The 21,866-nt window shown below is 68.0% G+C and carries 20 protein-coding genes; 5 read left to right on the forward strand and 15 right to left on the reverse strand.

Going from position 1 to position 21,866, the window contains the following annotated elements:
- Positions 1-24: 24 nt before the first annotated feature.
- The 7 genes from LC490_RS11795 to lptD all read right to left on the reverse strand — a co-directional run bounded on the left by LC490_RS11795 (position 25) and on the right by lptD (position 8,049).
- On the reverse strand, positions 25-600 hold the full coding sequence (locus LC490_RS11795) for a DUF1287 domain-containing protein (protein ID WP_031373884.1): 576 nt from the start codon (positions 598-600) through the stop codon (positions 25-27).
- Positions 601-721: 121 nt separating this feature from the next.
- Positions 722-1,597, reverse strand: coding sequence for a symmetrical bis(5'-nucleosyl)-tetraphosphatase (locus LC490_RS11800; protein WP_031373883.1), 876 nt, complete (start codon positions 1,595-1,597; stop codon positions 722-724).
- Between the two features lie 13 nt (positions 1,598-1,610).
- Positions 1,611-1,994, reverse strand: a complete 384-nt coding sequence (gene apaG, locus LC490_RS11805; protein ID WP_031373882.1) for a Co2+/Mg2+ efflux protein ApaG — start codon at positions 1,992-1,994, stop codon at positions 1,611-1,613.
- A gap of 293 nt (positions 1,995-2,287) precedes the next feature.
- Entirely contained in the window at positions 2,288-3,130 is an 843-nt protein-coding gene (gene rsmA / locus LC490_RS11810) for a 16S rRNA (adenine(1518)-N(6)/adenine(1519)-N(6))-dimethyltransferase RsmA (RefSeq protein WP_223620291.1), read from the reverse strand.
- Positions 3,127-4,119, reverse strand: a complete 993-nt coding sequence (pdxA, locus tag LC490_RS11815; protein WP_223620292.1) for a 4-hydroxythreonine-4-phosphate dehydrogenase PdxA — start codon at positions 4,117-4,119, stop codon at positions 3,127-3,129. The genes rsmA and pdxA overlap by 4 nt, the downstream gene beginning before the upstream one ends.
- A gap of 1 nt (position 4,120) precedes the next feature.
- Positions 4,121-5,500, reverse strand: a complete 1,380-nt coding sequence (locus LC490_RS11820; protein WP_031373879.1) for a peptidylprolyl isomerase — start codon at positions 5,498-5,500, stop codon at positions 4,121-4,123.
- Positions 5,497-8,049, reverse strand: coding sequence for an LPS assembly protein LptD (gene lptD / locus LC490_RS11825; RefSeq protein ID WP_223620293.1), 2,553 nt, complete (start codon positions 8,047-8,049; stop codon positions 5,497-5,499). Before lptD ends, LC490_RS11820 begins: the two co-directional genes overlap by 4 nt.
- A 128-nt stretch (positions 8,050-8,177) precedes the next feature.
- On the opposite strand from lptD, the gene msrB reads away from it, so the two are divergent.
- Positions 8,178-8,603, forward strand: a complete 426-nt coding sequence (gene msrB / locus LC490_RS11830) for a peptide-methionine (R)-S-oxide reductase MsrB (RefSeq protein WP_031373877.1) — start codon at positions 8,178-8,180, stop codon at positions 8,601-8,603.
- A 922-nt stretch (positions 8,604-9,525) separates the two neighbouring features.
- Here msrB and LC490_RS11835 read toward each other — a convergent pair.
- The 3 genes from LC490_RS11835 to LC490_RS11845 are packed head-to-tail and all read right to left on the reverse strand — an operon-like array spanning position 9,526 to position 11,603.
- Entirely contained in the window at positions 9,526-10,437 is a 912-nt protein-coding gene (locus LC490_RS11835) for a histone deacetylase family protein (protein WP_223620294.1), read from the reverse strand.
- A 2-nt stretch (positions 10,438-10,439) separates the two neighbouring features.
- Complete coding sequence (locus LC490_RS11840; RefSeq protein ID WP_031374144.1) at positions 10,440-10,994, reverse strand: cob(I)yrinic acid a,c-diamide adenosyltransferase; 555 nt, start codon at positions 10,992-10,994, stop codon at positions 10,440-10,442.
- Between the two features lie 15 nt (positions 10,995-11,009).
- Entirely contained in the window at positions 11,010-11,603 is a 594-nt protein-coding gene (locus LC490_RS11845) for a hypothetical protein (protein WP_051885429.1), read from the reverse strand.
- 294 nt (positions 11,604-11,897) lie between these two features.
- On the opposite strand from LC490_RS11845, the gene ubiH reads away from it, so the two are divergent.
- From ubiH to LC490_RS11860, 3 genes are all read left to right on the forward strand, one after another.
- On the forward strand, positions 11,898-13,160 hold the full coding sequence (gene ubiH, locus LC490_RS11850) for a 2-octaprenyl-6-methoxyphenyl hydroxylase (protein WP_223620489.1): 1,263 nt from the start codon (positions 11,898-11,900) through the stop codon (positions 13,158-13,160).
- Positions 13,157-14,356, forward strand: a complete 1,200-nt coding sequence (locus LC490_RS11855; protein ID WP_223620295.1) for an FAD-dependent oxidoreductase — start codon at positions 13,157-13,159, stop codon at positions 14,354-14,356. The genes ubiH and LC490_RS11855 overlap by 4 nt, the downstream gene beginning before the upstream one ends.
- Positions 14,357-14,504: 148 nt before the next feature.
- The gene (locus LC490_RS11860; RefSeq protein WP_223620296.1) at positions 14,505-14,828 is read left to right on the forward strand and encodes a hypothetical protein; all 324 of its coding nucleotides are present in this window, start codon (positions 14,505-14,507) and stop codon (positions 14,826-14,828) included.
- Between the two features lie 171 nt (positions 14,829-14,999).
- Here LC490_RS11860 and LC490_RS11865 read toward each other — a convergent pair whose 3' ends face one another.
- Positions 15,000-16,313 carry an MFS transporter gene (locus LC490_RS11865; RefSeq protein WP_223620297.1) on the reverse strand — a complete coding sequence of 438 codons (1,314 nt, stop codon included), beginning with the start codon at positions 16,311-16,313 and terminating at the stop codon, positions 15,000-15,002.
- Positions 16,314-16,370: 57 nt separating this feature from the next.
- Here LC490_RS11865 and LC490_RS11870 point away from each other — a divergent pair, with 57 nt between their 5' ends.
- On the forward strand, positions 16,371-17,039 hold the full coding sequence (locus LC490_RS11870; protein WP_223620298.1) for a hypothetical protein: 669 nt from the start codon (positions 16,371-16,373) through the stop codon (positions 17,037-17,039).
- Positions 17,040-17,250: 211 nt separating this feature from the next.
- Here the strand turns inward: LC490_RS11870 and LC490_RS11875 are convergent, their stop codons facing one another.
- The 4 genes from LC490_RS11875 to LC490_RS11890 all read right to left on the reverse strand — a co-directional run bounded on the left by LC490_RS11875 (position 17,251) and on the right by LC490_RS11890 (position 21,819).
- Positions 17,251-18,012, reverse strand: a complete 762-nt coding sequence (locus LC490_RS11875) for a hypothetical protein (protein WP_223620299.1) — start codon at positions 18,010-18,012, stop codon at positions 17,251-17,253.
- Positions 18,013-18,201: 189 nt separating this feature from the next.
- Complete coding sequence (rlmM, locus tag LC490_RS11880) at positions 18,202-19,272, reverse strand: 23S rRNA (cytidine(2498)-2'-O)-methyltransferase RlmM (RefSeq protein ID WP_031374129.1); 1,071 nt, start codon at positions 19,270-19,272, stop codon at positions 18,202-18,204.
- A 205-nt stretch (positions 19,273-19,477) separates the two neighbouring features.
- Positions 19,478-20,032 (reverse strand): nucleoside deaminase, encoded by a 555-nt coding sequence (locus tag LC490_RS11885; RefSeq protein ID WP_031374130.1) that lies wholly within the window; start codon positions 20,030-20,032, stop codon positions 19,478-19,480.
- A 17-nt stretch (positions 20,033-20,049) separates the two neighbouring features.
- A complete protein-coding gene (locus LC490_RS11890) occupies positions 20,050-21,819 on the reverse strand; it encodes a glutamine--tRNA ligase/YqeY domain fusion protein (RefSeq protein WP_223620300.1) in 1,770 nt (589 codons plus the stop codon).
- Between the last annotated feature and the right edge of the window lie 47 nt (positions 21,820-21,866).

The following is a 21,866-nucleotide window of genomic DNA, read 5'->3' on the forward strand; positions in this document are numbered from 1 at the left end:
TCCCCGCCTTCGTGGGGATGACGGCTATCGGCGCGCCACGCTCGCGCTGCCGCGGTCCAACTTCGGCCGATAGTGGCCGGTGATGGTGTAGTCGAACAGCAGGTCGTCTTCCTGGGTGCCGCGGGCGATGTTGTGCAGGATCAGCGGCCGGCCCCGATAGGATTTGCGGTCGGAGACGATGCCGATGTGCGGCACGCCGCGGCCGAGGTCCCAGGTGACCAGATCGCCGGGGCGATAGTCGGCGGCGCGATCGCTGACCGGCAGCGACCAGGCCTGGCGCTCGAACCAGCGGCGCAGGTTCGGCACGCGGCGGTGATCGATGCTGCGATCGGTCGCGCTTGCGCGCCAGTTCGAGGGATAGGCGGCGAAGTTCGCGCGCATGTCTTCGTGCACGGCCTGCTGCAGATCGAGCCCCTGGGTGCGCAGAGCGCGGATCACCACGTCGGTACAGACCCCGCGATCGGCGGCGACATCGCCGCCGGGATAGGACAAACGCACATAGGCCGGGTCGTAGAGACGGGTCACGCCGATCTGCGCGCGCGCGGCGACGACCAACGGCGGCGACGCCGCGACATCGCGCGATGAGGCCGCCGGTTGTATAGCAGACGGCGCGCCCGATGAGGCCGGTTGCTGCGGTGCGCGCGAACAGGCGGCGCAGGCGGCGGCGACCGCGAGGGCCGCGATCTTCAGCAGTGGCCGCGACCGTCCCTGGCGCACCGGCTTACTTCGGCTGCCCTTGCGGCGGGCGCGGCGGACGCGGCCGCGGCGGGTTGGCCGGCACGTCGCGACCGGGCACCTGCACCAGTCGCAACTCGTCGGTGTCGAGTTGCAGCGCGGTGAGTTTGCCGCCCCAGACCGCGCCGGTGTCGATCGCGTGCACGCCGTGGCCGATGAAGAGGCCGAGGGTCGACCAGTGCCCGCAGACGATCTTGAGGTCGCGCTCGGCGCGGCCCGGCACTTCGTACCAGGGGTAGAGGCCGACCGGCTGGGTGCCCGGGCTGCCCTTGTCCTCGAAGGCGATGCGGCCGCGCGGCGTGCAATAACGCAGGCGGGTGAAGATGTTGATGATCGCGCGATGGCGGTCGATGCCGGCCAGCTTGGGATTCCAGGCCGGGCGATCGCCGTACATGTTCTTGAGCAGGCGCCGGTACTGGTCGCCGTGCAGGCGCTCCTCGACCTCGCGCGCATGGCGCTCGGCCATGGTCGTGGTCCACTTCGGCGCCAGACCGGCGTGCACCATCATCCAGCCGAGCTTGCGGTCGACCTGGACCAGCTTCTGCATGCGCAGCCAGCCGAGCAGTTCGTTGCGGTCCTCGGCCAGGACGATGCGCTGCAGGTCGGGGTTGACCTTGCGCTGCTCTTCCTCGGTGCGCTCGCCGATCGCGAGCAGCGACAGGTCGTGGTTGCCGAGCACGACGATGCTGTTCTGGCGCAACGAATGCACCAGGCGCAGAGTCTCCAGCGACTGCCCGCCGCGGTTGACCAGATCGCCGCAGAACCACAGCGTGTCGCGCGCCGGATCGAAGGCGATCCGTTCCAGCAAGCGCTGGGTCGCGTCGTAACAGCCCTGGAGGTCGCCTATTGCCCAAACGCTCATACGTGGTCCGCGCTCAATGCAGGGTGCGCGGGATGGTGAGCGTGAACGGCGGAATCTGCGCGTCGAAGCGGGTGCCGTCGTCGGCGACCATCGCGTAACTGCCTTCCATCGTTCCCAAGCTGGTTTCCAGCACGGCGCCCGAGGTGTACTCGTAGTCGTCGCCCGGACGCAACCACGGTTGTTCGCCCACCACGCCTTCGCCGCGCACTTCCTGCACCTTGCCGTTCGCGTCGGTGATGACCCAGTGGCGCGACATCAGGCGCGCGGGAATCTTGCCGGCGTTGCGGATATGGATGGTGTAGGCAAAGACGTAGCGGTCCTGCTCCGGTTCGGACTGGTCGTCCAGGTAGCGGGTCGCCACATCGATGTCGAAAGCATAGTCGTGGTGGTGTTCCATGGCGGCAGTTTAAGCAAAGCGGGCATGAAGCGGGAATGAGTCGTGAAAATAACGACATTCGGCCGAAATCGTGGGCCGCCCCGCCGGTCGTGATAATCGGTGAGCGGCCTGCGTGGACGCCGCGAAAGCCGAGATGCGCCGCCGGACCGCGGTCCGCAGTCGGCACAAAACCTGCATCGACGCTCGGCCGCGATGGCGGCGCTTCGGGCGCGTCGCATGCACGGCGGCGCATCGTCGCGGCCAGGACCGCAAGGTACGAACGCACCGCGGACCGCAGGCCCGCGGCGCAGGCGCTAATTCTTGCCGGGCTCGGCCAGGACCGCGCCGCTGGCGGCGAGCGCATTGGCCAGGCGCACGAAATCGGCGACTTCGATCTGCTCGGCGCGCGCGTCCGGACGCAGCCCGGCGGCCTCGATCGCGGCGCCGTCGCAGACCTGCGACAGCGCGTTGCGCAGGGTCTTGCGGCGCTGGCCGAAGGCATCGCGGACCACGCGCGCGAACAGGGCGTGGTCGACGATGCCGATCTTGTCGGGCGCATGCGGAATCATCCGCACCACGGCCGAATCGACCTTCGGCGGCGGACGAAATGCGCCCGGCGGCACATCGAACAGGGCGATCACTTGGCAGTAGGCCTGCAGCATGACGCTGAGGCGGCCGAAGACCTTGCTGCCGGGGCCGGCGGCCATGCGGTCGACCACTTCCTTCTGCAGCATGAAGTGCATGTCGCGGATCACCGCGGCATGGTCGAGGGCATGGAACAGGATCGGCGAGGACAGGTTGTAGGGCAGGTTGCCGACCAGGCGGATCTTGTCCTCGTTGGCCAGCGCGGTGAAATCCACGGTCAGCACATCGCGGTGGATCACTTCCAGGGTGCCGTGGGCGCGTGCGCCGTCGGTCAGCGGGAAGATCAGGTCGCGGTCGAACTCGATCACAGTCAGTTCGCCGTGGCGGTCGAGCAAGGGGAAGGTGATCGCGCCCTGGCCCGGGCCGATCTCGACCAGATGGTCGCCGGGCTTGGGGTCCACCGCCTGCACGATCATGGCGATGATGCCGCCGTCGTGCAGGAAGTGCTGGCCCAGGTGTTTCTTGGCCTCGGGCTTGAAGCCCTTGGCATGCGATCTGGCCGTGCCGGTCATGGCGTGCCTCCGGACGTGCTGCGGCGGGTGCGCGCGATGCGCGCGCAGGTTTCGGCGGCGGCGATCAGGCTGGACGGATCGGCCAGGCCGCGGCCGGCGAGGTCGAGCGCGGTGCCATGATCGACCGCGACGCGCGGATAGGGTAGTCCTAGGGTCATGTTCACCGCACGCTCGAAGCCGCTGTACTTGAGCACCGGCAGGCCCTGGTCGTGGTACATCGCCAGCACCGCGTCGAAACCGCGCAGCTTGGCCGGCAGGAAGGCGGTGTCGGCCGGCAGCGGGCCGACCAGGTCGAGGCCCTGGGCGCGCAGCGCGGCCAGCACCGGCTCGATGACCTCGATTTCCTCGCGGCCCATGTGGCCGGCCTCGCCCGCATGCGGGTTGAGGCCGAGCACGGCGATCACCGGCTCGGCGATGCCGAAGTCCTGGCGCAGCGCCGTCTCGATGATGCGCAGGGTGCGGGCCAGCGAGATCGGTTCGATCGCGTCGGCGACCGCGCGCAGCGGCAGATGGGTGGTGGCCAGGCCGACCCGGACGATGTCGTTGGCCAACAGCATCACCACCTCGCAGCCGGCCTGTTCGGCGAGCAGCTCGGTGGTGCCGCTGTAGGCGATGCCGCCCTCGTTGATGACCGCCTTGTGCACCGGGCCGGTGACCAGGCCGTCGAATTCGCCGCGCAGGCAGCCCTCGGCGCCGGCGCGCAACGCGCCGATCACCGCCGCGGCATTGCGCGGGTCGGGTTGGCCGAAGGCGGGGACGACGGCGTTGGGGATTTCGACCAGGGCCAGCTCGCCGGGAGCCCGCGAAGGGCGGTCCGGCGGCAGCAGGGTCAGGGGCAGGTCGAGTGCGTCGGCGGCGGCGCGCAGGCTGCGCGCATCGGCGAAGGCGACCAGGTCGTAGTCGCGCGCCTGCTGGATCAGCCGCAGGCAGAGCTCCGGCCCGACGCCGGCCGGCTCGCCCGGCACCAGCGCGAGCCGGGGCAGGGTCACGTCAGCCGCCGGACGCGGCCGGCTTGGCCGGTTCCGCCGGCGCGGTGGTCTCTTCGGCACCCTTGCCGACGCGGAAGTCGACGAAGGCTTCGCCGCGCTTCTCGCGCAGGTAGCGGTTCCATTCTTCCTCGAGCTTGCGACGGCCGATGGTCTCCTGGACCTGGGCGCGCTTGCTCTGGTCGGCAACGTCGCTCTGGCGGCTGCCGATGCGCTGGACGATGTGGTAACCGGCCTGGCTGTGGATCGGCTGCGAGATTTCGTTGTCGGCCAGTGCCGCGACGGCGCCGCCGAACTCGGGGCCGAACTCGTCCTGGGTGAACCAGCCCAGGTCGCCGCCCTTGGCCTGCGAGGTCAGGTCTTCCGAGCTTTCCTTGACCACGTCCTCGAACTTGGCGCCGCCGGCGATGCGGGCGCGCAGGGTCTCGGCCTTGGCCTTGGCCTGCGCTTCGCTGACGGTGTCGCTGATGCGGACCAGGATGTGGCGGGCATGGAACTGGGTGACCAGCTTCGGACCGGATTGCGAGGCGTCGCGGACTTCGACCAGCTTGAGCAACTGGAAGCCGCTCGGGCCGCGGATCGGGGCGGTGACCTGGCCGGCGCTCATGTTGCGCATCAGCTCGCCGAACGCGGCCGGGATTTCGTCCAGGCTGCGCCAGCCCAAATCGCCGCCTTCCAGCGCGTTGGGGCTGTCGGAATAGCGCACGGCGGCGGCGTTGAAGTCCATCTCGCCCTTGTCGATCAGCGTCTTCACGCCCTCGACCTTCTTCTGTGCGGTCGCGATCTGCTCGGGCGTGGCGCCTTCGGGCAGGGCGATCAGGATGTGGGCAAGGTGGTACTGGGTGCCGGTGTTGGCCTGCGCGGCCAGGGCGGCGTCGATCTCGGCGTCGCTGACCGAAATGCGGGTCTGGGCGAAGCGCTGGCGCAGGCGCTGGACCAGCAGTTCGTCGCGGATCGAGCTGCGGAAATCGTTGTAGGAACTGCCGTCGCGGGCCAACTGCTGGCGCAGTTGGTCGACGCTGATCTTGTTCGAGTTGGCGATGCCGCCGATGGCCTGGTCGATTTCCTGATCGGTCACCCGCACGCCGGTGCCCTGGGCCTGGGCGACCTGGATCTTGAGCAGGATCAGGCGCTCGAGCACCTGGCGCTCAAGCACGTCGCGCGGCGGCAGCTGGTCGCTGCGGCCGGCGTACTGATTCATGATGTTGGCGATCGCGCGGTCGAGTTCGGTCTTGAGGATCACGTCCTCGTCGACCACGGCCGCGATGCGGTCGATCGGCTGCAGATCCTGAGCCCGGACGTTCCCGCCGAACAGCAGGCCGGCGGCCAGCAGACTTGCCAAAACCGGGCTCGCCAGGAGCGGGCTCGCGAAGAATTTGTTCATAGGGTCGGGTCGAGAGTCGATTCGGCGTCGTTGCCGCGATTTTGGCGGCTGACCGTGGGAGACGGCGGCGCCAGATACAGGTCGTCGCGGTTATAACCGAGAATAGCACGGCGCAAAACGCGCTCCGTGTTCTGGCCGGCGGAGCCTAGGCCCTTGAGCTCGAACTCCACCTGAAGCGAGCTGTTGAGGTCTTCGGAACGGTTGCGCTGGTAGCGGCGGGCGATCAGGCGGACCGCCAGGCAGCAGCTTTCCCACTGCACGCCGGCGATCTGTTCGAGCGCGCGCTTGTCCTTGATCGAGTAGTAGTAGCGGCCGACCACGCTCCAGTTGTCGTTGATCGGATACAGGAACGAGAAGTCGGCCTGCTCGAACAGGTCGCGCCTGTCCTTCGGCGCGGTCGGCGCCACCGACAGGTCGCGGCGGTAGCGATAACCGAAATTGACCACGCCGTTGTTGCCGAACAGGTAGCGCGCCCGCAGGCTGGCGAGATCCTCGCTGCGCAGCTTGGGATCCCACTGGTAGGTCGCGTTGATCGTCCAGCGGTCGCTCGGCGACACGCTGACGTCGGCGACCCAGGCCGACTTGCCCTGCTTGATCGGGGTTTCGGCGCCGGCGACGACGCGGATGTCGTCGAAATACTGGATCTGGCCGATGCTCGCCGCCAACCGCTCGCGGCCGTCGTCCTGGCTGATCAGGCGCGTGGTCAGGGCGGTGGTGAGCTGGTTGGCGTCGGTCTGGCGGTCGGCGCCGGTGTAGCGGTTGTCGCGGAACAGCGCGCCCCAGCTGAACGACATCGGGTTGGTGTCGAACAGCGGCATGCCGGCCTGGTCTCGATACGGCGCGCGCAGATAGAAGACGCGCGGCTCCAGGGTGTGCAGGTAGTGGTCGCCGCGGATCTCGGTCTCGCGATCGAAGTACATGCCGGCGTCGATCGAGGTGATCGGCAGGCTGCGGCTCGGCGACTTGTCGTAGAAGCTGCGCACCAGCGCCGGCGTGTTGGGCACCGTCGGGTTGGCGGCGACGAAGGCCGCGGCCTGCTGCTCGGCCATCTGCTGGGCCATGCCGCGCTCCAGCTCATAGGCGGTGTAGCGCCAGGCCAGCTTGGGGCGGATGAACCAGCTCGCGCCCTCGAGCGGGAAGCTGACGTAGGGCTTGACGTCGAAACGGCTGCCGCCGGGCATGTCGCGGCGCAGGCCGATCGGTGCGTTCGGATCGCCCGGGGTGAATTTGACGTCTTCGTGCTGGAAACGCACCGCTTCGGTGTCGACGCCGGCCTCGACCCACTTGCCGAACGGCTGCGCCCAATGGAAGGTCGCGCGCGGCAGGCGGTCGTAGGCCAGCGAGTTTTCCTGCAGGGTGAAGTCGGCCAGTTGGCTGTGGTCGGCGATCAGGCTTGCGTCCCAATAGCGGCCACGGCCGTACAGGCCGACCTCGCTGCGCAGCGAGATCGCCGACTGGCCGTACAGACTGTTGCTGAAATCCTGCAGGTAGTACTTATCGCTGACCCAGGCCAGATTCGCGGCGGCGTACCAGGTGCCGTCGAGGCGGTGGGTGGTCTTCAGCGCGAACTCGCCGCGGTTCTTCTCCGGCATGCGGTCGCGCGGGATCTGGAACGGGCCTGGCGGGTCGCGACGGTAGTCGGTGTAGCGGCCCGGGTCGTTGCCGGCCAGGTCGTCGTTCGGCATCCAGTTGCCCGAAACCTCGCCGGAACCGCTGCCGTACAGCCAGCGGAACTCGCCGCCCATGGCCAGGCCGCGCTTGCTCATGTAGCGCGGATACAGGGTGGCGTCGTAGTTCGGCGCCAGGTTGAGGTAGATCGGCTGGCGCCAGTCGAAGCCGTTCTTGCCCGACAGGCCGATGTTCGGATACAGCAGGCCGGTGCGGCGGCGGTCGTCGACCGGGAACACGAACCACGGCACGTACAGCACCGGCACCTTGCCGATGCGCAGGGTGGCGTTGCGCGCCACGCCCATGCCTTCGGCGGTGTCGATGTCGATGCGGTGGGCGCGCAGCTCCCAGGAGCGCTGGTTCGGCGCGCAGGTCGAATAGGTCGAACCGTGCAGGGCGCCCTTGGGGCCGTTGAGCTCGATGCGCTCGGCGCCGCCGTTGCCGCGGCGTGCGGTCAATTGGTACTCGACGTCGTCGATGCGGTGCTGGTCGGCGTTCTGGTCGCCCTCGGCGCGCTCGGCGACCAAGCGCATGCTCGAATCCTGGTAACGGACATGGCCTTCGGCCGTGTACTTGCCCGATTCCTGGTTGTAGCTGAGCTTGTCGGTGCCCAGGAACTGGTCGCCGCGGCTCAAGCGCACATTGTCCTGGACGACGATGTTGTCGTCGGTCCCGGCCCGTTGCAGGGTGCCGCCGTCGATATCGGTCGGCTGCTCGGCGCGCTGTTCGGCGGTGCCGGTCGGGGTCGGGGCGTCGTCGAAGGACGGCACGGCGTCGATCAGCGGACACAGGCCCCAATTCTCGTTGTCGTCCGCCGCATAAGCGGGCAGGGCGATGGCGATGCACAGCGACAACGGGAGCAGGCGAAGGGGTTTGCGCACGCGAGCATCCGGTGGACGGAAAAACGGTCGTTAGCTTGCCGTATCCCTTGCAAGCGGGCAACGCGGGCGCCATCTAAGCGGCATCGGCGTTCATTTTCCCGGAACGCGACCGCCCCATCGGAGGAGTCATGAGCCAGCTTCCCAGTCCCCCCCCGGCATCGGTCGAGAAGAGCGAAGCTGAATGGCGCGAGCAGTTATCCCCGGAGCAATACGCCGTCTGCCGTTGCTCGGCGACCGAGCGGGCCTTCACCGGGCGGTTCTGGAACCACAAGGAAGCCGGCACCTACACCTGCGCCGCCTGCGGCGAGGCCCTGTTCTCCTCGCAGGCCAAGTACGACTCCGGCAGCGGGTGGCCGAGCTACTGGCAGCCCTTGCGGCCCGAAGCGGTGGCCGAGGTGGCCGACGAGAGTCACGGAATGCGCCGGGTCGAGGTCAAATGCGCGCGCTGCCAGTCGCACCTGGGACACGTGTTCCCCGACGGCCCGCGGCCGACCGGTTTGCGCTATTGCATCAACTCGGCGGCCTTGGGGTTCGAGGCGGAGCCGGTAGGCTGAGGCCTGGTCCGGTGGTCCGGTAACTCTCTGTAGGGACTGCTTGGTCGCGTGGTCGCGACTCACGTCGCTCCTACAAGGAGGGCGCTCCCGCCTTGCTTGAGCACATAGCGCCGCAAACCATCCCTGTAGGAGCGGCGTGAGCCGCGACCGTGAGTCCCAAGCCGGTGCGACCCTGCCCGTGGAGGCCGATGCGTCCGTGACCGTGGCCGGGCCCTGGCTGTTGCTGTGCGCAGCTCAGCACTCGCGAAGGCAATCGAAGACCCGAAGGGCGGCGCGCAGGGATGCGCGCCGTTTTTCATCGGGACAGGGATGTCCCGTATGAAAAATCCCTGCGTATGCATCGCTCGTGCGGGCCCTTGATTCAAAGAAAAGCATTTTTCTTTGGTTACCTTTCTTTTGTTGCTTATGACAAAAGAAAGTAACCCGCCGCTTTAGTGGCGGAAGCTTTTAGCGTTTGATCTAGATCTTGCTCATGAAGAAGCCATAAGCAAGTGCAGAGCTTCCGTCCGCTATGCGGCCGGGTTACTTTCTTTTGCTAAGCCCAAAAGAAAGCTAACCAAAGAAAAGGGCTCTCCTTGCAAGGGCACAGGCCACGAGTGCGATGCCCGCGCCGGGATTTTTCGATAGGACATCCTTGTCCTATCGAAAAACGGCGCACGTCCTGTGCGCCGCCCTACGGGTCTCCGCTTGACCGGCAAAGCAGCAAAGCAGATCAACATCTCGGCAACGGCAACGGCAACGGCAACGGCAACCGCGAAACTGCTTCTGGGTAGGAGCGGCGTCCTACTGGATTTCCTTCGGTCACAAGCCGCGACCGCGTTGCTGCGTTCTCGCGACGCAACTTGCCGCGTAGCGCTGAGCTAACGGCCACGGAACGAAACCAAAAAAGGGCGTCACCACCGCGCCCCAGGCGCCCGGCGCCTCACTCCATCAAGGCGCCCACATGCGCCACCGCGCTCTCGCGCAGGGCCGCCAGGTCGTAGCCGCCTTCCAGCATCGAGACTACGCGCCCCAGCGCATGGCGTTCGGCGATCGCGACCAGCTCGCGGGTGATCCAGGCGAAATCCTCGCCGTCGAGCTCGACCTGGGCCAGCGGGTCGCGGCGATGGGCGTCGAAGCCGGCGGAAATCAGCACCAGTTGCGGTCGGAACGAGTCGACGGTCGGCAGCAGATGTTCGCGCCAGACTTTGCGGAAGCCTTCGCTGCCGGTGCCGGCCAGCAACGGGGCGTTGATGATGTTGCCTACGCCGCGTTCGTGGGCGTAGCCGGTGTCCGGGTACAGCGGCATCTGGTGCGAGCTGACGTACATCACCCGCGGGTCGGTGTCGAAGATCGCCTGGGTGCCGTTGCCGTGGTGGACGTCGAAATCGATCACCGCCACCCGCGCCAGGTTGTGTTTGTCGCAGGCATGGGCGGCGGCGACGGCGATGTTGTTGAACAGGCAAAAGCCCATCGCGGCATCGCCGGTGGCGTGGTGGCCGGGCGGGCGCACCGCGCAGAACACGCGTTTCTCCTCGCCCTTGATCACCGTGTCGACCGCGGCGATGCCGGCGCCGGCGGCGCGCAGCGCGGCTTCGGCCGAGCCGGGCGCGAGCACGGTGTCGGGGTCGAGCGACATCGGGCCGTCGAGTTGGGTGTCGAGGATCAGCGCGAGCAGGGCATCGCCGTGCGCGCGCAGCAATTGGCCGCGGCTGGCGCCGGGCGCTTCGTGCCAGTCCAGCGAGGGATAGGCTTCGCGCAGGGCTTCGGTGACGGCGACCAGACGCAACGGCCGCTCGGCATGACCCGGACCCGGGTCGTGGCGCGTGCAGGCCGGATGCGTGTAGATGCGCATCGCTAACCCTTGCGGCGCTCGTGGTTCCACAGCACCTCGCCGTGCCCGCTCGCGCGCGCCAGCACGCGGGCCAGCACGAACAGCAGGTCGGAGAGGCGGTTGAGGTAGCGCACCGCTTCCGGGCGCACGCTGTCCAGGCGCGCCAAGCTGACGGTCTCGCGCTCGGCGCGGCGCACCACGGTGCGGGCGATGTGGCAACGCGCCGCGGCTTCGCCGCCGCCGGGGAGGATGAAATCCTTCAGCGGCGGCAGATCGTCGTTATGGCCGTCGAGCCATTGTTCGAGGCGGTCGATATCGGCGTCGAAGATCGCCGCATGGCCCGGGATGCACAGCTCGCCGCCGAGGTCGAACATCTGGTGCTGGATCGCCACCAGTTGTTCGCGGATCGTGTCCGGCAATTCGCTGGCGAGCACCAGGCCGATCGTCGAATTGGCTTCGTCGACCGTGCCGTAGGCGGTGACTCGCGCCGAGTCCTTGGCGATGCGGCTGCCGTCGCCAAGACCCGTGCTGCCGTCGTCGCCGGTGCGCGTGTAGATTTTCGAGAGACGGTTGCCCATCGATGACGCGCTCGGTCAGAGCTTGCGGGCGTCGTCGGAGTGCGTCGTCGACGCCTTCGACTTGGCCGCGGACGCGGCGATGGCCTGGACCACGGCGGCGATGCCGACATAGGTGGCCGTCGTCTGCAGGTAGGGCAGCAGCCACTGGAAGTAGTTGGCGGCCCAGCCGGCGACGGTCTTCTCGGCGACCGAGGCCGACAGCCAGTAGAAGCTGCCCTGGCTCAGCAGTTGGCAGACCGCGGTCGAGGCGAGCAGTGCGACCACGGTCAGGCCGAGCGTGCCCCAGCTGCGCTTGTAGTTGCGCGCGACCCACAGGCCGCCGGCCCACATCGAGAAGTAGGCCGGGACCAGGAACCAGTACGCCGCCGAGACACAATAGTGATCCCAGAAGCTGATGCCCTGGCGGGTGATCACGGCGTAGTCGACGGCCACGGCCAGCGCCATCAGCGCCGGGAAGGCCCAGCGGGTCCACTGGCGCAGATAGAAGCCGCCGATGAAGAACACGGCCCAGGAGGCGTCGGGGATCGGCGTCCAGTGATTGACGCGGGTGGCGACCATCAACAGGGCCAGCAAGGCCAGGACGAGGCTGCGTTGGGTGTTCGGCTTCATGACTCTGGCTCCTGACGCCGGACTGGCGCGCCAATCCGGCCATTCTAAGGAACCTGCGGCGAAAGTGCCGGTTTGCCGTCCACCGTGAACGGATCGCAGCCCGATCCGATGCTAAGTGCTTGATCCTTCGCAACGATGACCGCCCCGTGCACAGGTTCCGGGCCGCCGCCGACAGACTCGCCGCGAGCGCGGTCGTATCATGAACGCATGAATCCAGACGTAGACACACCCGATAGGCAGACGCCGGTTGCAGCCACGCCGGCCCCCGCCACGCCCGCCGCGGCCGACTCCGCGGTGCACGCCAGCCATGACGTCCTGATCGTCGGCGGCGGTCTGGTCGGCGCCAGTCTCGCCATCGCCCTGGACCGGCTCGGCCTCGATGTCGGCCTGGTCGAGGCGGCGCCGCCGGGTTCGTTGCCGGCGGTGTTCGACGAACGCAACCTGAGTTTCGCCGAAGCCACCGTCAACGCGCTGAGCGCGCTCGGCGTGCTGGCCAAGCTGCGCGCGCCGACCGGCTCGATCCGGCGCATCCACATCAGCCGGCGCGGCGATTTCGGCCGCGCCGTGCTCGAAGCCGAGCGCTATGGCCGCGAGGAGTTCGGCCGCATCGTGGTCGCACGCGATTTCGGCGAGGCGCTGGAAGCGCGCCTGGCCGAACTACCGCGCCTGCAGCGCTACCGCCCGGTGCGTTTCGTCGGCCTCGCCGACGGCGACCCGGCCTGGCGCGCGATCCGGGTCGCCGATGGTGCCGGCGAACGGGTCCTGCGCGCGCGCCTGCTGGTCGCCGCCGACGGCACCCGCAGCGGCGTGCGCGACGCGCTCGCGATCGGCGCCGACGAATACGACTACGGCCAGACGTTGTTCGTGACCCGGCTGCGCGGCGAACGCGCGCCCGACGGCACCGCTTACGAGCGGCTCGGCGCCGAGGGCCCGACCGCGCTGCTGCCGCGCGGCGATCGCCACTACGGCCTGATCCACAGCGTCGCGACTGCGCATGTCGATGCAGTCGCCGCGCTCGACGAAGCCGGCTTCATCGCCCGCGCCCAGGAGGCGTTCGGCTGGCGCGCCGGGCGCTTCCTCGCCTGCGGCGCGCGCAGCCTGTATCCGGCGATCCGCGTGCTGGCCCGGCGCACCGTCGAACGGCGCGCGGTGCTGGTCGGCAACGCCGCCCAGACCATCCACCCGATCGGCGCGCAGGGCTTCAACCTCGGCCTGCGCGATGCCATGACCCTGGCCGAACTGATCGAACGGCAGCTCGCAACGGGCGCTGCCGGCGGTGCCGTCGATTGCGGCGCCGACGACTTGCTCGAACGCTACGCGCAGCGACGCGCCTCCGACCGCGAACGCACGGTCGCGTTTTCCGACGGCGCGGCGCGATTGGCCGCCAACGACAGCGGCCTGATGCGTCCGCTGCGCAGTCTGGGCCTGTTCGCCGTCGATCGCCTGCCGAGCGCGCAATCGTTCCTGGTCGGCGGCGCGATGGGCTATCGCGGCGACGTGCCGGCGCTGTGCCGCGGCGAACACGACGGCCTTCGCTCGTTCGGAGGGCGCGCATGAGCCGGCGCGATCTGCTCGACGTGGTCGTGGTCGGTGCCGGCGTGGTCGGCGCGGCGGCGGCGCTGGCCTTCGCCCGCGACGGACTCGAGGTGGCCCTGGTCGAAACCCGCGAGCCGCCGCGTTGGAACGCAGAGCGGCCGGACCTGCGGGTGTACGCCTTCGCCCCCGACAATGCTGCGTTGTTGAACGACCTGGGCGTTTGGTCGAGCGTGCGCGAGGCGCGCCTGCAACCCTACCGCGCGATGCGCGTGTGGGACGCGGCCGGCGGCGGCGAGCTGCATTTCGATGCCGACGCCTTCGGCCGTCGCGAACTGGGCTGGATCGTCGAGCACGCCTTATTGGTCGACAAACTGTGGGCGGCCCTGCCCGCGGCCGGCGTGCAACTGCATTGCCCCGATCAAGTCGAATCGCTCGAACTCGACGCACCCGACAGCGTCGGCGTGATCCTCGAAGGCGGACGCCGCTTGCGCGCACGCCTGGTGGTCGCCGCCGACGGCGCCGAATCCAAGCTGCGCCGCCTCAGCGGCATCGACGCCCCCACGCACGACTACGCCCAGCGCGGCCTGGTCGCCTATGTCGACAGCGAGCTGAGTCATGAAGCGACCTGCTGGCAGCGCTTTCTGCCGGGCGGGCCGTTGGCGTTCCTGCCGACGCTCGGCGACGCCGGTGCGCGCGACCGGCGAAGCTCGATCGTCTGGACCTTGCCCGAGGCGGAAGCCGAGCGCCTGTTGGCCAGCGACGACGCCTCGTTCCTGATCGAACTCGAACGCGCCTTCGCCGGGCGCCTGGGCGCCTTGACGCGAGTCTCGCAACGCGCGGCGTTCCCCTTGCGACGTCAGCTGGCCCAACGTTACGTCTCCGGGCGTGTGGTGGTCGCCGGCGATGCCGCCCATGTCGTGCATCCGCTGGCCGGGCAGGGCGTCAACCTGGGCCTGCGCGACATCGCCGCATTGCGCGGCAGCCTGAAACAGGCGCACCAACGCGGACTCGACCCGGGGTCGCCGACGCGCCTGGCCCGCTGGGCGCGCGAACGGCGCAGCGAGAACGCCCTCGCCGCTTACGGCTTCGAGGGCTTGAACCGGGTGTTCTCGAACGACGATGTCGCCGCGACCCTGCTGCGCGGACCGATGCTCGGCCTGGCCAGCAAGCTGCCGCCGCTGACGCACTACTTCTGGAAGCGCGCGGCGGGCTTGTAAGGCACCGGCCGTTGCTACGTCGAAGGCCACCGTGCCGAGAGCGGCACGGTCGAGGCCGGTACTCTCGAAGCCACCGGTGAAGAGTCGCATCGTCGAATGCGCGCCGCGGCCCTGCGATACGATCGTGAGCATGGATGCGGAGAGCGCGATGAAACGAATCGATGGATCGAACCGGAGCGGCCTGAGCTGGGCTGTGCTGCTCGCGGCGTCATGGCCCCAGTGGGCCGGCGCGACCACCCAATGCCCGCCCGGCACCGGCGAGAAGGGCCCTGTGTTCTGGGCGCTGGGCTTCGGCATGTTGGGCCTGTTCTTCGTCCTGGGACTCGCCGCGGTATTCGGCGCAGTGCGGGCGACTCGCGGCATGAAGTGGACACGGCGTCTGCCGCTGCTGCTGGCCGCGTTGGTGGCCATGCTTTGCCTATGGATGCTGGGCCTGTGGTTGTTCGGCAGCTACTTCGTGATGGTCTGCTGATCCGGACCTGTCGCAGCGGCGCTCATGGCCGCGCCGTGGGCGTCAGCCGCCGCGGCATTCGCTCGCGGCCGCCGCCTCTGCTGTAGCCCTCTTTGGAAAAGGGGGCGAACGGCCGCACAGCGGCCGTGGGGGATTTGCTCTTGTTCCGGTCGCGAGCTGAAGCTCCTTCGCTCAATGCTCGTGAAAGCGCTGCTTGGTCCTGAGCAGATACACCGACACCAATACGCCGATCACCGCCACGGCCATGACGTAATAAGCGGCGGTCATGCCGCCGAGCTTCGGCGCCAAGGTGCCGATCAACGGCGGTGTCAGTGCGCCGAACACCGCATAGGCGACGTTGTACGAGAACGACAGCCCGGAGAAACGCACCGGCGCCGGGAACGCGGCGATCATCACCGCCGGGACCACCCCGACCACGCCGACGAACACGCCGGCCAAGGCGTACAACGGCAGGAAGTTGGCGCCGCCGTGGTTGAGGTCGTAGTACAGCGCGAAGCTGCTCGCGAACACGCCGAGCGAACCGATCAGCAAGGCGCGGCCGCGGCCGAGCCGGTCGACCAGCAGGCCGCCGGCGATGGCGCTGAGGGTCAGGCAGAACGCGGCCAGGCTGTTGCCGAGGAACGCGCGCTGCGGGGCGATGCCGAACTGGCTCTGCACCAGGGTCGGCGTCATCAGGATGATCACCACGATCGCCGCGGTCAGCAGCCAGGTCACCAACATCGACAGGACCACGCCGGCGCGATGGTCGCGCAGCACCTGCTTGAGCGGCAGTTCGCGCACCAACTGCCGGCTTTCGCGCATCGCCGTGAACACCGGCGTCTCGCTGAGCCAGCGCCGCAGGTACACGGCGAGGAAGCCGAACACGCCGCCGATCAGGAACGGTACGCGCCAGGCCCAGCCCAGCACCTCGGCCGGCGCGAACCAGGTATTGATCGCGGTCGAGATCAGTGAGCCGATCAGGATGCCCGCGGTCAGGCCGGCGGTGAGGCTGGCGCAGGCGAAACCGACCCGGCCCGGCGGCGCGTGCTCGGCGACGAAGGTCCATGCACCCGGCACTTCGCCGCCGATGGCGATGCCCTGGACGATGCGCAGGAACAACAGCAACAGCGGCGCGGCGATGCCGATCTGGGCATAGGTCGGCAACAGTCCGATGCATAGGGTCGGCAATGCCATCAGGAACACGCTCAGCGCGAACATGCGCTTGCGCCCGGAGCGGTCGCCGAAATGCGCCATGACGATGCCGCCGATCGGGCGCACCAAATACCCCGCGGCGAAGATGCCGTAGACCTGCAGCTCGGCGAGCCAGCCCGGCATGCCCGGCGGGAAGAACAACTGGCGCAGGATCGCGGTCAGGAACACGAAGATGACGAAGTCGTAGAACTCCAGCGCACCGCCGAGCGCCGACAGCAGCAGGGTGCGCGCGTCCTTGCGGTCGAGCCGGCGCGCGGGGACGGAGACGGACGGCGACACGGGGCAGGCGGTCATAGATCGGGCACGACGAGCGGCAGGTGGAGGCAGGCACTATGCCGCAACGACGGCGCGGTGCAAGCAATGGCCTCTTGTGGCGGTCGTTGGCATAAGAATCCTGCCGTTGCCGTTGCCGTTGCCGTTGCTGTTGCCGAGATTTTGATCTGCTTTGCCGCTTTGCCGGTCAAGTGGAGACCCGGAGGGCGGCGCACAGGACGTGCGCCGTTTTCCGATAAGACAGGGACGTCTTATCGGAAAATCCCGGCGCAGGCATCGCACTCGTGGCCTGTGCCCTTGCAAGGAGAGCCCTTTTCTTTGGTTAGCTTTCTTTTGGGCTTAGCAAAAGAAAGTAACCCGGCCGCGTTAGCGGACGGAAGCTCTGCTCTCGCTTATGGCTTTCATACAAACAAGATCAAACGCCTAAAGCTTCCGCCACTAAAGCGGCGGGTTACTTTCTTTTGTCATAAGCAACAAAAGAAAGGTAACCAAAGAAAAATGCTTTTCTTTGAATCAAGGGCCCGCACGCGCGGTGCATACGCGGGGCTTTTTCATACGGGACATCCCTGTCCCGATGAAAAACGGCGCGCATCCTTGCGCGCCGCCCTCCGGGTCTTCTATGGCCTTCGCAAGTGTGAGACTACGCACAGCAAAAGCAAAAGCAACAACAAAGGCGGAGAAGCTAGGCAGATCATCGGCAATGGTGCGATCGCCGCGAGGCCGTTGCGACGTGGCCGCGGCTTGTGACCGAAGGAAATCCAGTAGGACGCCGCTCCTACCCTAAGCCCCCTTCGATGGCCGACATCGGCATTGGTGTCTCTATGCGTCCCTTGGTCGCGACTGACGTCGCTCCTACACGGACAGAACAGGGGCAGAACCGCGGTACTGGTGCCGCCCAAACACGAACGCCCCCGTTTCCGGAGGCGTTCGCGCAAAAAACCGCGGAATCAAGCAAGCATCAACGCATCCAGCCCGAGAGCTCCTTCTTGCTCAAGCGGCCGTTATTGTCGACATCGACCGCGCGGAACTCCGCGGTCAGGGTTGCGTTGCTGCGCGCCTCCGCGCGGCTGATGTTGCCGTCGTGATTGCCGTCGAGCGCATCGAAATCGATCTTGTACTCGCCGATCACCGAATTCGGCGGGCTCGAGGTGATGGTGACCTGCGGCTGCACCGGCACGGCCGGGGCGGGGGCCGGCATCGGTTGCGGCACCGGATCGGTCTGCTGCACCGCTTCGGCGGTCGCCGCGGCGGCAGCCTGCGCCACCGTGGTCGCGTCGGTCGCGGCCGAACTCGCCACGCGTGCCGCATCGCCAGCGGCGCGCGCTTCGATCGCGGCACCGGTGGGGTTGCTGCCGGCGGTCGCCGCGGCCTGCGCCGAACGCGCCGCTTCGGCCGCGATGGTGGCCTGGCGCGCGGCCGACTGGGCTTCGATCGCCGATTGCTTGGCCTGGTAGGCGGTGGCTTCCGCGGTCAATGCCCCGCGTTCGCTCAAGGAGCCTTCGTTGCGGGTCGCGGCAGCGGCTTGCGCGGCGGCCTGCGCGGTCGCGGCGTCCTCGCGCGCGGTGCGTGCTTCGCCTGCGGCCATCTCGGCCTTCTCGACCGCATCGTGTTTGGATTCGACCTTGGTGGCGATCTGCGCCACGGCAGCGCCGCTGGCGCCTAGTGCGGCGATCAGCGTCAGGCCGATCAGGGTGTGCGGGTGGGTCGCGTGCTGTTTCATCGCTGTAACCTCGCGTGGGGACACCGCGACGCTAGCCCCGTGCCGGTCAAGTCGATGTAAAACGGCGAAACCCCACCTGAATGAACGCGGCTCGAAGCGTGAATGCCGGGTGTCCGTCACGCCGCAGACGATGTGCGGTCGAGACATGCCCGAGTCGTCGCCAAGGCCGGGTGGCCCTGACGTGGCGGATCACTTCGGCGTCGCGAACACCGTGATCTCTTCGCGGTCGTGATACAGCTGGCGCGCACGCACGACCATCGGGCGATGGGTCTGGTACTCGAACGCTTCCAGACAGGTCTTGGTTTCTTCCCAGCGCTTCTTCATCGGCAGCTTGAGATTGAAGATCGCCTGCTTGCACCAGCCCTCGCGGAACCAGGTCGCCATGCGTTCGGCCACGCGCGCGGGCTGTTCGACCATGTCGCAGACCATCCAGTCGAGCTTGCGCTTGGGCTGCCAGGAGAAACCGTCCGCGCGCAGATGATCGACGCGGCCGCTGTCGAGCAGCGCCTGGCGCAGCGGGCCGTTGTCGACCGAGGTCACCATCATGCCGTTGCGCATCAGCACCCAGGTCCAACCGCCGGGAGCGGCGCCGAGGTCGGCAGCTTGCATGTTGTCGCGCACCAGACGCTCGCGTTCGTCGGCGTCGAGGAAGGTCAGCAGCGCTTCTTCGAGTTTGAGCGCGGAGCGGCTCGGTGCATCCGGATGCATGCGCAGGCGCGGGATGCCGAGCGGCCACGGCGAGCTGTCGCCGGGCTCGGACATCGCCAGCATGGCGTGATCGCCGGCGAGGAAGGCGACGTGCAGGCGCGGGCGCCGCGCATCGTCGGCCTTGCTGAGCCAGCCGGCCTTGCGCAGCGCCGGGCGCAGGGCGTTGCCGAAGCTGCGCGCTAGGCCGGCGAGCGGCTTGTGCTCGTCGGAGTCGGGATGCTCGACCACCAACTCGCCGAACATGGAAACGTTGAGGCCGCTACCGCCCTGCGCATCGAGCGCGGCCAGCATCGGGGTGATGCGGTCGGCCGGATCGAGGCCGCGCAGATCGGCCAGGCGCACCAGCTTCTGGCGCGCGAAGATCAGCGACGACCACGGCAGTGCGCGCGACAACGCTTTTGCGTCCTCGACGATGAACTCGACATAGCCGCTGTTGCGCTCGGTGCGCGCGTAGCCGGGGTGGCCGGCGCGCGCGGCGCGTTCGTTCAATTCGCCGGCGAGCTCGGGTTCGAAACCGGCGCGGCACCAACACAGCAGGGCGTTATCGGTCATCGTGGGAACTCGTTGTCTTCAGGGGTAGGAGCGGCGCGAGCCGCGACCAACCGAAGCGATGAACGCAAGGGCTTTTGCCCAAGCCCGATCGGTCGGGCTCTTTGCCACGCAACGGCGAGGCATCATCGATATTCGGGTGGATCTGTTTTCGTACACCGCTCGGGTTGGTCGCGGCTGGCGCCGCTCCTACAAAAGCTGGATCGGATCAGTACGCGACGCCGCTCTCGCCATAACGGCGCAGCACGTCGCAGGCGGCGTCGCGTTGCAGGTCGCGGCGCACGGCAATGCCGCGGCGTTCCAGTTCGCCGATCCAGTCCGCCGGCAGCGGGCCTTCGTCGAACTCGGTCAGCTGCATCACGTCTTCCGAGCGCGCGCCGATCAGCAAGGTGTCGATGCCGGCCCAGAAGCTGGCGCCGTAGCACATGCAGCAGGGCTGCGCCGAGGTCGCCAGGGTCATCGGGCCGATCTCGTTGAGGCGGAACACGCTCAGCGCGGCCTGCGCGCACATGAAGGCCATCATTTCGGCGTGCGCGACCGAACAGCTCTGCGGCACCACGCGATTGACGCCGACCCCGACCACCAGGCCGTTGCCGTCGAACACCGCGGCGCCGAACGGCCCGCCGCTGCCCATCTCGATGTTGTGCCGCGACAGTTCGACCGCCAGCGCGACCTTGTCCTCGTCGCTGAGGTAGGCGCGCTTGCGGTCGACGACTTCGTCGATCCACGCCGGCAGCGCCAGCATCACCGTCTTGGTCAGCAGATTGGGGATCTTGGGGCTCATGCCTGCGCGGCCCAGGTGTCGCGCAGGGTCACGCTGCGGTTGAACACCGGCCGTTCCGGGGTGTGGTCGTAGCGGTCGGCGACGAAATAGCCGACGCGCTCGAACTGGAACGCCTGCTCTCGCTCGGCGGTGGCCGCCGACGGTTCGACGTAGCCGGTCACGGCGCGGCGCGAATTCGGGTTGAGGTGATCCTGGTAGGTCTTGCCGTCGCTGTCGTCGTCGGGTGCGGCGACGTCGAACAGCCGGTCGTACAGACGCACTTCGGCGGCGACGGCGTGACGCGCGCTGACCCAGTGGATCGTGCCCTTGATCTTGCGGTCGGCGCCGGCCATGCCCGGACGCGATTCCGGGTCCAGCGTGCCGCGCAGCTCGACGATCTCGCCGGTCTCGTTCTTGATCACCTCGTCGCAGCGCAGGATGCCGGCGCCGCGCAAACGCACTTCGCCGCCCGGAATCAGCCGCTTGAAGCCCTTCGGCGGCACTTCCTCGAAGTCCTCGCGTTCGATCCAGAGCTCGTTCGAGAACGGCACCTGGCGCGCGCCGAAGCGCTCGTCCTTCGGGTGGTTGGAGAAGTGCAGCGACTCTTCGTGGTCGTCGCCGAGGTTGCTGATTACCAGCTTGAGCGGGTCGAGCACGGCCATGCGGCGCGCCGCGGCGGCGTCGAGGTCTTCGCGCAGGCAACCTTCGAGCACCGAGTAGTCGATGGTCGAGTTCTGCTTGCTCACGCCCAGGCGATCGGCGAACAGGCGCAGCGAGGCCGGGGTGTAGCCGCGGCGGCGGATGCCCTGCAGGGTCGGCATGCGCGGGTCGTTCCAGCCGTCGACCAGGCCTTCCTGCACCAGCACCATGAGCTTGCGCTTGCTCATCACGGTGTAGTTGAGGTTGGCGCGCGAGAACTCGATCTGGCGCGGGATCGCCGCCTCGTTGGGCAGGCCGCGGGCGAGCAGCGGCGCCAGCAGCTCCGGCGAATTCGGCAGGTCGACGCGGCCCACGCACCAGTCGTAGAGCGGGCGGTGATCTTCGAACTCAAGCGTGCACAGCGAGTGGGTGATGCCTTCGCACGAGTCGCTGAGCGAGTGGGCGAAGTCGTACATCGGATAGATCGGCCAGGCGTCGCCGGTGTTCTGGTGGGCCACCTTCTTGATCCGGTACAGCGCCGGGTCGCGCAGGTTGATGTTGCCCGAGGCCATGTCGATCTTCGCGCGCAGGGTGCGCGCGCCGTCGGCGAACTCGCCGGCGCGCATGCGCTGGAACAGGTCCAGGTTTTCCTCGACGCTGCGCTCGCGGTACGGCGAATTGCGGCCCGGCTCGTTGAGGTTGCCGCGGTAGGCGCGGACTTCCTCGGCGCTGAGGTCGCAGACGAAGGCGTCGCCCTGGCGGATCAGCTTCTGCGCGGCGAGATAGAACACCTCGAAATAATCCGAAGCGTGACGCAGCTCGGCCCACTCGTAGCCCAGCCAGCGCACGTCTTCCTGGATCGCGGCGACGTACTCGGGGTCTTCCTTGGCCGGGTTGGTGTCGTCGAAGCGCAGGTTGCAGCGCCCGCCGAACTCGTTGGCGACGCCGAAATCCAGGCAGATCGCCTTGGCATGGCCGATGTGCAGATAGCCGTTGGGCTCGGGCGGGAAGCGGGTCCGGATCGCCTGGTGCTTGCCGCTGGCCAGGTCCTCGCGGACGATCTGGCGGACGAAGTCCTGCTTGACCGCGGCCGTAGCGGCGGAGTCGGTCGGAGATTCGGGAGCGGTGCGGGCGGGATCGGCGGACATGCGTCACGGCAAAGGCTAGGAAGGTCGTGAAGTTTAGCCTTTGGCGG

This window comes from Lysobacter sp. ESA13C (assembly GCF_019970005.1).
GTDB classification, from domain to species: Bacteria; Pseudomonadota; Gammaproteobacteria; order Xanthomonadales; family Xanthomonadaceae; genus Lysobacter; species Lysobacter antibioticus_B.